This window comes from uncultured Amnibacterium sp. (assembly GCF_964244015.1).
In the GTDB taxonomy this organism is placed as follows: domain Bacteria; phylum Actinomycetota; class Actinomycetes; order Actinomycetales; family Microbacteriaceae; genus Amnibacterium.
In genome coordinates, this window is sequence record NZ_CAXTHO010000105.1 from 1 (window position 1) to 10,874 (window position 10,874).

The 10,874-nt window shown below is 68.8% G+C and carries 11 protein-coding genes and 1 pseudogene; 11 read left to right on the forward strand and 1 reads right to left on the reverse strand.

Going from position 1 to position 10,874, the window contains the following annotated elements; translation table 11 throughout:
- The 6 genes and pseudogenes from ACFE67_RS11610 to ACFE67_RS11635 form a co-directional block, all read left to right on the forward strand.
- A pseudogene (locus tag ACFE67_RS11610) lies at positions 1–280 on the forward strand (phytoene/squalene synthase family protein); the annotation flags it as partial.
- Positions 277–1,887 carry a phytoene desaturase family protein gene (crtI, locus tag ACFE67_RS11615; protein WP_375407038.1) on the forward strand — a complete coding sequence of 537 codons (1,611 nt, stop codon included), beginning with the start codon at positions 277–279 and terminating at the stop codon, positions 1,885–1,887. The pseudogene ACFE67_RS11610 and the gene crtI, both read left to right, overlap by 4 nt.
- Positions 1,884–2,204, forward strand: coding sequence for a lycopene cyclase domain-containing protein (locus ACFE67_RS11620; RefSeq protein WP_375407039.1), 321 nt, complete (start codon positions 1,884–1,886; stop codon positions 2,202–2,204). Before crtI ends, ACFE67_RS11620 begins: the two co-directional genes overlap by 4 nt.
- Entirely contained in the window at positions 2,201–2,506 is a 306-nt protein-coding gene (locus ACFE67_RS11625; RefSeq protein WP_375407040.1) for a lycopene cyclase domain-containing protein, read from the forward strand. The genes ACFE67_RS11620 and ACFE67_RS11625 overlap by 4 nt, the downstream gene beginning before the upstream one ends.
- Entirely contained in the window at positions 2,503–3,372 is an 870-nt protein-coding gene (locus tag ACFE67_RS11630; RefSeq protein ID WP_375407041.1) for a prenyltransferase, read from the forward strand. Before ACFE67_RS11625 ends, ACFE67_RS11630 begins: the two co-directional genes overlap by 4 nt.
- Before the next feature lie 61 nt (positions 3,373–3,433).
- Positions 3,434–3,934 carry a DUF427 domain-containing protein gene (locus ACFE67_RS11635; protein ID WP_375407042.1) on the forward strand — a complete coding sequence of 167 codons (501 nt, stop codon included), beginning with the start codon at positions 3,434–3,436 and terminating at the stop codon, positions 3,932–3,934.
- Here the strand turns inward: ACFE67_RS11635 and ACFE67_RS11640 are convergent.
- The gene (locus tag ACFE67_RS11640) at positions 3,884–5,251 is read right to left on the reverse strand and encodes an MFS transporter (protein WP_375407043.1); all 1,368 of its coding nucleotides are present in this window, start codon (positions 5,249–5,251) and stop codon (positions 3,884–3,886) included. The genes ACFE67_RS11635 and ACFE67_RS11640 overlap by 51 nt on opposite strands.
- A 512-nt stretch (positions 5,252–5,763) precedes the next feature.
- Here ACFE67_RS11640 and ACFE67_RS11645 point away from each other — a divergent pair.
- The 5 genes from ACFE67_RS11645 to ACFE67_RS11665 form a co-directional block, all read left to right on the forward strand.
- Entirely contained in the window at positions 5,764–6,108 is a 345-nt protein-coding gene (locus tag ACFE67_RS11645) for a peptidase inhibitor family I36 protein (RefSeq protein WP_375407044.1), read from the forward strand.
- 17 nt (positions 6,109–6,125) lie between these two features.
- Positions 6,126–6,833, forward strand: coding sequence for an ABC transporter ATP-binding protein (locus ACFE67_RS11650; RefSeq protein ID WP_375407045.1), 708 nt, complete (start codon positions 6,126–6,128; stop codon positions 6,831–6,833).
- A complete protein-coding gene (locus tag ACFE67_RS11655) occupies positions 6,830–9,235 on the forward strand; it encodes a hypothetical protein (RefSeq protein ID WP_375407046.1) in 2,406 nt (801 codons plus the stop codon). Before ACFE67_RS11650 ends, ACFE67_RS11655 begins: the two co-directional genes overlap by 4 nt.
- Positions 9,236–9,313: 78 nt before the next feature.
- Positions 9,314–10,240, forward strand: coding sequence for a rhomboid family intramembrane serine protease (locus ACFE67_RS11660; RefSeq protein ID WP_375407047.1), 927 nt, complete (start codon positions 9,314–9,316; stop codon positions 10,238–10,240).
- A gap of 159 nt (positions 10,241–10,399) precedes the next feature.
- Positions 10,400–10,874: Hsp70 family protein (locus ACFE67_RS11665; protein WP_375407048.1), on the forward strand; the 475-nt coding region annotated here is incomplete at its 3' end.

The window sequence follows — 10,874 nt, forward strand, 5'->3', positions numbered from 1 at the left end:
CCCCGGCGTCGACGTCGCGCACCTGGACGAGGCGACGAAGACGCGTCTGCTCGCCGACATCGACGCCGATCTCGACGCCGCTGCCGCCTCGCTGCCGCTGCTCGAGCGCGGACCCCGGCGAGCGGTCGCACTGGCCCACGGCCTGTTCGCCGAGCTCGCCGACCGCATCAGAACCACCCCCGCCGACACCCTGAGGACGACGCGCATCCGAGTACCCGACCCCACCAAAGCCCGCCTCGCCGCGCTCGCCGTCGCCGGCCGCCTCCCGAGGCGACGATGAGCCCGTCAGGAGCATCAGGAGCGTTAGGAGCGGGCCGCGCGGTCGTCATCGGCGGCGGCATCTCCGGCCTCGCCACGGCGGCGCTGCTCGCGGAGGAGGGCTACGAGGTCGTGGTCCTCGAGGCGCGGGACGCCGTCGGCGGTCGCGCCGGGGAGTGGCGGAGCGGGGGGTACCGGTTCGAGACCGGACCCTCGTGGTACCTGATGCCGGAGGTGTTCGACCACTTCTTCCGGCTGCTCGGCACGACCGCGGACGCCGAGCTGCAGCTGCGGCAGCTCGACCCGGGGTACAGGGTCGTGTTCGAGCCGGAGGGGGACCGGCCCGCCGAGTCCGTCGACATCGCGGCGGACCGCGAGCGGAACCTGGCGCTCGCCGAGCGGCTCGAGACCGGCGCCGGTGCGAAGCTCGATCGCTACCTCGACTCGTCGAAGTGGGTGTACGAGACCGCGAAGCGGTACTTCCTGTACACGACCTTCCAGGACCTCAGGCCGCTGCTCGTCCGCGACGTCGTGAGGGGCCTCCCTCGGCTCGTCCCGATGCTCGCCGAGTCCCTGCACCGCTATGTCACACGGCGGTTCACGGACCACCGGCTGGCGCAGATCCTGCAGTACCCCGCCGTGTTCCTCGGCAGCTCGCCGTATTCCACGCCTGGCATGTACCACCTGATGAGCACGCTCGACCTCGAGGGCGGTGTGCTGTACCCGCGCGGCGGGATCACCGCGGTGATCGACGCGGTCCGGCGGCAGGCGGAGGTACGCGGCGTCGAGGTCCGCACGGGGACCCCGGCGGCGCGCATCCTGACGGAGGGCACGGCCGGCGGTCGGCCTCGGGTCACCGGTGTGCGGACCGAATCGGGGGAGGTGCTGCCGGCCGACCTCGTCGTGAGCACGATGGACCTGGAGGCCGCCGAGCGGCGGCTGCTGCCGCCGGCGCTGCGCACCCACGACGCCGGCTGGTGGGCCAAACGCACCCCGGGCCCCTCCGCCGTGCTGGTGCTGCTCGGCGTCCGCGGCGAGTTGCCCGAGCTGCTGCATCACACCCTGCTGTTCACCGCGGACTGGCACGAGAACTTCGACGCGGTGATGCCGAAGCACCTGCCCGGCCCGCCGCTGCCCGACGAGCTGTCGCTCTACGTCTGCCGCCCGAGCGCGACCGACGACGTCGCGCCCGAGGGCCACGAGAACCTCTTCGTGCTGGTGCCGGTCACCGCCGACCCCGGCATCGGGCACGGCGGCATCGACGGCGCCGGGTCGACGCAGGTGGAGGCGATCGCCGACCGCGCGATCGATCAGATCGCCGGCTGGCTCGGAGTGCCCGACCTGCGGGATCGCATCGAGGTCCGCCGCACGATCGGCCCCGCCGACTTCGCCGACGACCTCGCAGCGTGGCAGGGGACCGCGCTCGGCCCGGCGCACACGCTCACGCAGTCGGCGCTGTTCCGAGCGGGGAACGTCAGCACGAAGGTCGACGGGCTGCTGTTCGCGGGCGGCTCGACGATTCCGGGCATCGGTCTGCCGATGTGCCTGATCAGTGCGGAGCTCGTCGTCAAGCGGCTGCACGGCGACACCACGCCCGGGCCGCTGCCGGAGCCGCTGGTCCGTTCGTGACCGGTCTGTACCTCGTCGCACTGCTCGTGTGCATCGCGGGACTCGTGACCCTCGATCTCAGGCTGAAGCTGTTCCTCGGAGCGGCCCCGGCACGCGCGGCGGTCGTGCTGGCGGTCGGCGTCGCCGGCTTCCTCCTCTGGGACGCCGCGGGCGTCGGCCTCGGGATCTTCTTCGAGGGCAGCTCCCGGCTGCTGATCGGCATCGATCTCGCGCCGCAGATACCCCTCGAAGAGCTGTTCTTCCTCATCCTGCTCTGCCTTTCCGCGATGGAGGCGTTCACCGCCCTCGAGCGGCGGCTGGCGCGGCGGGCGGAGTGACCACCTACCTCCTGCTCGCCGCCGGTGTCGCGGTGCCGGTGTCGATCGCGGCGCTCGTGGTCCTCGCCCGGGCGGGGCGCCGTGCGCTGGTGCCCGCGCTCATCGGCCTCGTGGTGCTGGTCGCGCTCACCGCGGTCTTCGACCCCGTGATCGTCGGCACCGGGATCGTCGCGTACGACGAGACCCGCATCCTCGGCGTCCGGTGGGGGGTCGCCCCGATCGAGGACTTCTCGTACTGCGTCGTCGCCGCCCTCGCGCTGCCGGCGCTCTGGCTGCTGCTCGGCGGGCGGCGGGCCCGATGATCCGGCAGCTGCTCGTCTCCTCCAGACCGCTGTCCTGGATCAATACGGCGTACCCCTTCGCGCTCGCCTTCCTCCTGCTCTCCCGGCCCGTCGACCCGCTCGTGCTCGTGATCGGCACGGCCTACTTCCTCGTCCCCTACAACCTGGCGATGTACGGGATCAACGACGTCTTCGACTACGAGTCCGACCTGCGGAACCCGCGGAAGGGCGGCGTGGAGGGGGCGGTGCTGGCGCCCGCGTTCCACCGGCCGACGCTGATCGCCGCGGCCGTCACGAACGTCCCGTTCCTCGTCGTGCTCGTGCTGCTCGGCGACCCCCTGTCCTGGCTCGTGCTCGCCATCAGCGTGTTCGCGGTCATCGCGTACAGCGCCCCGGTCCTCCGCTTCAAGGAGCGGCCGGTGCTGGACTCGGTCACCTCCGCCGCCCACTTCGTCAGCCCCGCCGTGTACGCGGTCGCGCTTGCCGGTGTGGCGCCGAACGCGCCCGTGGTGCTGCTGCTGCTCGCGTTCTTCTGCTGGGGGATGGCGAGCCACGCGTTCGGGGCCGTGCAGGACATCCCCGCGGATCGGGAGGCGGGGATCGCGTCGGTCGCGACGGTGCTCGGGGCGCGCCCGACCGTGGCGGGGGCTGCGGCGCTCTACCTCCTCGCTGGTGTGCTGGCGGCGCTGTCGGGCTGGCCGACGGCGCTCGCCGGCCTGCTGGCTGTCCCGTACCTGGCGATGGTCCTGCCGTTCGTCGCGATCACCGACGAGACCGCGGAGCGCGCGAACCGGGGGTGGCGGCGGTTCCTCGCGATCAACTTCGGCGCCGGGTTCGGCGTCACCCTGCTCGCCATCGTCGCGTCCGCGTCCGCCTCCGCGTCCTGACCCTCCGTTTTGTAGGAACAGCAGTCCTACAAAACGGCGAGTCAGACCGCAGACTGGTTGCGTGCGATCGAAGCGGTTGAATCGGGTCGAACCCGGCCCCGGGCAGGAGTCGGTCTGGGACTATCCCAGGCCGCCCGCGGTGGAGGAGTCGAGCGAGCGCGTCCGCATCGAGCTGGGCGGGACCCTGGTCGTGGACACCGTCGACGCCCTCCGCGTGCTGGAGACCAGCCACCCGCCGGTGTACTACCTGCCGGTCGAGGCGTTCCTGGTGCCGATGCACGAGGCCGGCGGGCTGAGCATGTGCGAGTTCAAGGGCATGGCGCACTACCTGACCATCGCGGCGGGGGACCGGATCGCGGTGCGGTCCGCCTGGACCTACCCGGATCCGTGGCCGGGCTACGAGTCGTTGGCCGGCCGCGTCGCCGTGTACCCGTCGAAGATGGACCGCTGCCTGATCGGCTACGAGGTCGTCGTGCCCCAGGAGGGGGACTTCTACGGCGGGTGGGTCACCTCACGGGTGGTCGGCCCCTTCAAGGGCGCTCCCGGCACCCTCGGCTGGTGAGGTCGCGCCTCGGATCGGGAGGATCAGCACGAGGCCGATCGCCAGCACCAACACGATGCCGAGGATGCCGAACCCCTGATCGTGCGTGACGGTGGTGAAGATCGCGAAGGCTGCGGGGGCGATGAAGCTCGCGGCGCGGCCGGTGGTCGCGTAGAGGCCGAACAGCTCGCCCGCGCGCTCCGGCGGTGACAGGCGGCCGAGCAGCGACCGGCTCGACGTCTGGGCCGGCCCGACGAACAGGCACAGCAGCAGGCCGCCGACCCAGAACGCCGCGGTGCCGCCGTCCCTGAACAGGAAGACGCCCGTGCCGGTGATGACCAACCCGATCAGCGAGGTGAGGATGACCGGCTTCGGTCCAAACCGGTCGTCGAAGCGGCCGGAGATCAGCGTGCTGACGCCGGCGACGAGGTTCGCCGCAACCGCGAAGATCAGCACCTCGCCGAAGGTGAACCCGAACACGGTCGACGCGATCACGGCGCCGAACGTGAACACCCCCGTCAGCCCGTCGCGGAAGACGGCGCTCGCGAGCAGGAACCTCAGCAGGTTGCCGTCCTGCCGGCCGAGCTCGGCGATGTCGTGGAAGAGCTGGCGGTAGGTCGCGAGGATCCCCGCCGCGGCCCCGCCCCTGCCCGGATCGTCCGGGATCGCCAGGATCACGGGCAGCCCGAAGACGAGGAACCAGACGGCGCACACGAGCGCGCAGATCCGGATCCCGAGCCCATCGGCGGTGAGATCGCCGAGCAGCTCGGGGCCTTTCGGGATCAGCGTCGCGTAGAGCACGATCAGCAGCACGATGCCGCCGACGTACCCGGAGGCCCAGCCGAACGCGCTGACCCGCCCGATCGACCGCGGCGTCGAGATCGACAGCAGCATGGAGTTGTAGTTGACGGCGCCGATCTCGTAGGCGATCGTGCCGAGGCCGACGAGGGCCACGCCGAACCAGAACGCGGACGGCACGGGCGTGACGGCGAACATCGCGAACATCGCGGCGACCACCACCGCGGTCGCGATCGCCATGGGCACCCGTCGGTGCCCGGTCGCGTCCGCCCGCTTGCCGAGCACGGGGGCGAGCAGGGCGACGAGCACACCGGCGACGGCGATGCCCCACCCGAGCCCGCTCGACAGGGCGGCCTTCGCGGCCTGGAAGCCCGGCTCCCCCTCCGTCAGTCCCGTGAACGCGTCGCTCGTCAAGTAGACGGTGAACACGAACGTGGTGATGACGGCGTTGAAGGAGGCGCTGCCCCAGTCCCACGCCGTCCAGGCGAGCACCCGGCGCGTGAGCAGCCGGGCCGGAGGGGGCGCAGCCACCGCGGTCATGGGCCGAATCGTAGGACCGCGGGGTGTCCGGCAGGATCCCCCGTTCGTCCGCGTGTGTGCCGTTCGGACGAGTGAGCGGGCGACAGTGCCCGCACTCGTCCAAGGCACGCAACCGACTCGTGCCGATGGCACCGAAGCGCATGATGCGCTCCCGCCCAAGTTCGGATCGGGCGGGAATGCCGGGGGGTGAATCTCAGAGTGGTCGCGTCGATCCCCGCGAGGAGGCGCGAACGGAGGTAAATGACGCATGACGGCTCCTCGTCATGGCCGACCGATCGATGCGCACGAGATCGAACCGCGCGTGTCCCCGCCGCTCGCCGGTTGGCTCAGCACCTCGCGACCCCCTCACCTATGAGAAGCCTTCGAGGTGTGCCAGACGCTTCCAAGACTACCTAGCACCCCAAGTGACTCTCAAAGCCGAGAGTCACTCAATTGAATCAACGGAGATGTCAATGAGAATTTCAACCTCCACGTCAGCGAAAAGGGCAACATCATCGAGCAGGGCAGGAGCGGTGCTGTTCGTCTTGGTAGGGCTGGTCGGCTCTGTCCTCGTAGGACCAGCCGCGTTCGCGACAATCGATGAGTGCGCCGTCGGTCGCACCTGCCTCTGGGATAACGCCGGCTACGACAGCTACATCGGTTCGAGGCCGCCCGGCGGCGGCATCAGCAACGTCTCGGCTACGGCGGCGGACCGAACGTCGTCATGGGCGAATCGGTCAGACACGGACGCGGCTTGGTACCCCGACGTCAACGGCGGTGGGACCTGCCGCAACATGCCGTCGCACACTCGCGATCCGGAGTTGACGCTCTTCGTGCGCGACACGCTGTCCTCCTGGAAGACGAACGGCTCCTGCTGACGTAACGTCCGCGCACAATGATCTCGCTCTGCGATGTGAGTCTCGCGTATTCCTCGGAGGCCGAAACCGTCCATGCCTTGGCCGGCGTGACGTTCGATATCGAGGCTGGCCAGCTTCTAACGTTGCTGGGAACCAGCGGGTCAGGGAAGACGACCTTGCTCAATGTTATTTCAGGTCTGTCGGTTCCGGACTCCGGCGATGTCATCGTGAACGATCGCGAAATCAGTCGGCTCGATGAGTCGGCGCGGGCGCACGTGCGGTTGACGGAAGTGGGCCTGGTGTTCCAGGACCACAACCTGATCCCCGAGTTCTCTGCAATGGAGAACGTGATGCTGCCGTTGCGGGGCAGGGGGATCGCAGACCGGGAAGCATCGACCGAGGCAGAAGCGATGCTTGCGGCAGTGGGTCTCGGAGGGTTGGGTCGGCGCATGCCGACCCAACTCTCTGGCGGTCAGAAGCAGCGCGTCGGTATCGCTCGGGCGCTCGTGGGAGGTCGCGGCACGCTCCTCGCGGATGAGCCGACCGGCGCGCTCGACAGTGAGAACTCGAGAACCGTCTTCTCCCTCTTGCGGTCTCTCGCTTCTCAGGGAGTGACCGTGGTAGTTGCCACCCACGACCCGCTCGCTCGGGAAATCGCCGATCGAGTCGTCCTGATGCGTGATGGACGCGTGGTTGCGGATGATCTTCTTCAGGCCGCCGTCGTTGCGACGGCGCATCCGGCATGACCGCCAGCCTGCTGAGATTCTTCCTTCGGGCGAAACCGGTTCGGACCGGCGGCATAATCCTCAGCGCGGCCGCTGTCGTCGTCATCCTGATCATCGGCATTCTGCAATCTCTTGCGCTCTCCGGCACTCAGCGGGCCGATGTCCTCACGGGGAGATTCGACAACGCTCTTGAGCAGGCGGGCACCATCCCGATCGGTTCCGACCCAACGAGGCAGGAAGCCGCCATCGTCGATGCTCTCTCCGGCAGTGGGTCGACGAACGCGACTGTCGGCTATTCGATGTACGGACTGAATCCCGACGCGTCTCCGGGACTCCAGGCGGGGGTGCAGGAGAACGACTGGGCGCGCACCCCCTTCCCGGTGGCATACGAGCTTGAACGTGGAGCCTGGCCCGCCGACGGTGAGTTCACCGTCTCGAAAGCTCTCGCCGAGGAGTATCCGCTCGGCTCCACGATCAGCTTCTTCGGCGGAGCGCTCCAGGGCCGTGTCATCGGGGTCATGGGGGACATCTATCACCGCAGTCGTTCCCTGGTCCTCGTTCCCCCGGGAAGTATCGCCGCACTTGCTTCGCTCAGTCAGAAGGAGGCGCAGCGATTCAGCACGGCCGTCAACGTCGACGTGTACTGGGACGGGCCCGCGAACGGAAAAATCAGGAAGGCGCTCGGGCAGGCGGTCGAGAACCCAACTCTGCCTGAAAACAACTTCGGCGTCGCGATCCAAAGTCGAGAACTGCTGGAGACTCGGCAACGCAACGAACTCATCGAGGTGCAACTCTCCGCCCTGTTGATCCCGCTGCTCGCCGGAGTGCTGTCGGCCCGCTTCGGCGCCCGTTTCGTCTCCCGGATCCGCTTGACCATGCACAAAATCGGTATCCCCGCATCCCGTACCGGTCGCGGAGGCCACGGCGCGGTGGTCGTCGCCACTGTGGTGGGAACTGTGATCGGCCTGTTTGTCGGCTACGTGCTGGTCTTCGCGATCCGCCCGATCCTTGACGTCGTCGCCAACTCGACGCTGGGGCCGCTCGTCGACGTTCCTGGAGTGGGCAGCCGAGCGATCCTGGCTGCCCTCGTCGGAAGTCTGGTCGGTCTCGCGGTGTTCGGGCGTGCTCCACGCACAGCGTCGCGGGTCGTGCGCGGCCGGCGGGGAGTGACATTGAGGCAGGTGGCACCGGCCATCGCGCTCGCGCTCGTCTTCGTCGGCGTTCGGTACGCGCAGGCGAAATCGTTCGACGACAGATTTCTCGCGTTGCTGGCGTTCGGCCTCGCTGTCATGGTGCTTGGTCCGTTCGTGCTCGACCTTCTGACACGGACCGAACCGACATCATTCTCAGGCCGACTGGGGATCCGTCGCCTCCGAGTCGACCGCCGCGCGTCCGGCTGGGTCGTCGTCGGGGTGGGAGTGCTGCTCGTGACCTCATTCGGGCTGTCCACCTACATAACATCATCTCTCTCCGCGGGCAATGCGTCCACTGAGTCACTTATCCCGCCACATCAGGTCGAGCTCGCGGTACCGTCTGACTCGCGCGCAGCGGAAAAGTCAGTCCGTGTGGAGTTTGAGGCATTCACCGGGGTGAGCGACCCCCTCTCGGTCCGGTCTGCAGGCGCGGAGACAGTCTTTGGGGACGGGGCTGTCCTTGTCCTGAGGTCGACGGCGGACGTCGAGCGCTATACAGCGGTCGCACTCACAACGCCGCAACAAGCAATGCTGGAAAACGGCGGTGTACTGCGCACGAAGACTCCCGATGTGGCTCAGCTCACGCTCGAGGTCTATCCTTCGACGGAAGGCGGGCCCACCAGGCAGGTGAAGCTGCCGGCAGAGTTGTTGACAGGGCTGGATCCGAGCTATCGGACGCGGTCTGCGCTGATGCTCGCGTCGACGGCAGAAGCGCTGGAAATCCCTGTGGGGAGCAGATCCCTCGTCTACACCGGCCTATCGGCGCCCCAGGTAGAGAAGGCGTTGGAAGCCCCAGGCGAGGTTGGCTTCGACGCGGGCTGGATCAATGCCTATAAGGCTCCCGACGTCTTCACGGAACCGTTGTCCGTCACTCTCGCCGCCGGTGGCCTCTCTCTCATCGGCGCCCTCCTGCTGGTGTACTACGCCGCCGCGTCCGCCAGTGCACTCCGTCCCAATCTCGCCGGACTCCGCGCACTCGGCATGCGACGGGGCTGGCTGATGAGCGCGCTCGGAGTGCAGCTCGGCGCCGTAGTCGGCACCGTGCTCCTCGTCGCGATGACCGCCGCCGTGGTGGGCGTCGCCATGATGCTTCAAGTCGCCGGCATCGACCTTGGCCTGACGCTGCCCTGGCGTGCGATCGGCGTCGAGGTGCTGGGAACGCTCGTCGGCTCCGCCATCGCCGTCGCGGTCGCTTCGCGTCGGTTGCGCCCGAGCGAACGCATGGAGTGATCCTCAATGTGGTCTAACCCCGGGTTGGGGAGGGGACGTACGCGGCGACGCGCCCGAGATCAGGGAGAATTCATCCTCGTGACCGACGGAACGCGTGCCCTCGAGACCGATCCGTCGGTGTGCTACCGGCATCCTGGCCGGCAGAGCTGGATCCTGTGCCAGCGGTGCGGCAGGACGGTCTGTCCCGAGTGCCAGATCCTCGCGCCCGTCGGCGTGCACTGCCCCGAGTGCGTCGCCGAGACCTCCGGAGGCGTGTCCTGGCGGTCCGCGAACACCGTCACCCCGCTCGCCAAGCCGAAGCGGCGCCGCAGCCGGCCCGCGGCGCAGCGCGTCCAGTCGCTGCTCGCGCCGCGCGGGGTGAGCCTCAGCGCGAGCTCCGTCATCCTCGGCTCCGCGATCGTGCTGTGGGTCGTCGGGTCGTTCTCGTCGGTGCCATTCCGGTGGCTCGCCGCCGTCTCGTCGCCGCTCGGCATCTCGCCCCTGCCGTTCCCGGAGCTGCAGGTCTGGCGGTACCTCACCGCGCCGCTCGTGTACTCCGCAGGCGGCTTCGACCTGCAGGGCGCCGTGTTCTTCGCGCTGTCCGCGGTGTTCTTCTGGTTCAGCGCACCCCAGCTCGAGCGGATGCTCGGCACCCGCACGTTCCTGCTCGTCGCGGGGAGCGCCTCCGTCGTCGGCAGCGCGGCCATGGTGCTCACGACCGGGTACAGCGCCGGGCTCACCTCGATCGTGTTCGGCTGCTTCGCCGCGCTGCTCGTGACCGTCTGGAGCGAGCCGCAGCTGCGCACGCAGATCCTGGTGATGATCGGCATCAACCTCCTGCTGAGCCTCGTGCTCGGCGGCAGCGGGCTGCCGGCGCTGATCGGCGGGATGCTCGGCGGCGGCGGCGCGCTGTGGCTGCTCCGCACCGGGCCGGACCGCGGGTGGAAGTCGCGGACGCCCCTGCTGATCGTCGGTGCGGTGTGCGTCGGCATGATCCTGATCGCGGCGTTCCGAGCGCTCGCATAGCGGAACCGTCCGGATCGGGAATCCACTCCGCGCTTCAGACTTGAGCATGAGCGACTCAATGTTCGTCCGACCGATTGGACACGGTCGCTCGGTGCTCCTAGAGTTGAGTCGTCACGACGCAAGTCGTGACCAGCAGACATCGACGCAAGGAGTAACCCCATGGCTCGTGCCGTTGGAATCGACCTCGGGACCACGAACTCCGTGGTCGCGGTACTCGAGGGCGGCGACCCCACGGTCATCGCCAACGCGGAAGGCTTCCGCACCACCCCCTCCGTCGTCGCGTTCGCGAAGGACGGTGACGTGCTGGTCGGTGAGACCGCCAAGCGTCAGGCCGTCACGAACGTCGACCGGACCATCTCGTCCGTCAAGCGCCACGTCGGCACGTCCTGGACCACCGAGATCGACGGCAAGAAGTACACGCCGCAGGAGATCTCGGCCCGCATCCTCGGCAAGCTGAAGCGCGACGCCGAGCAGTACCTCGGCGACACCGTCACGGACGCCGTCGTCACCGTCCCCGCGTACTTCAACGACGCCGAGCGACAGGCCACGAAGGACGCCGGCGAGATCGCCGGGCTCAACGTCCTGCGCATCATCAACGAGCCGACCGCCGCCGCGCTCGCCTACGGCCTCGACA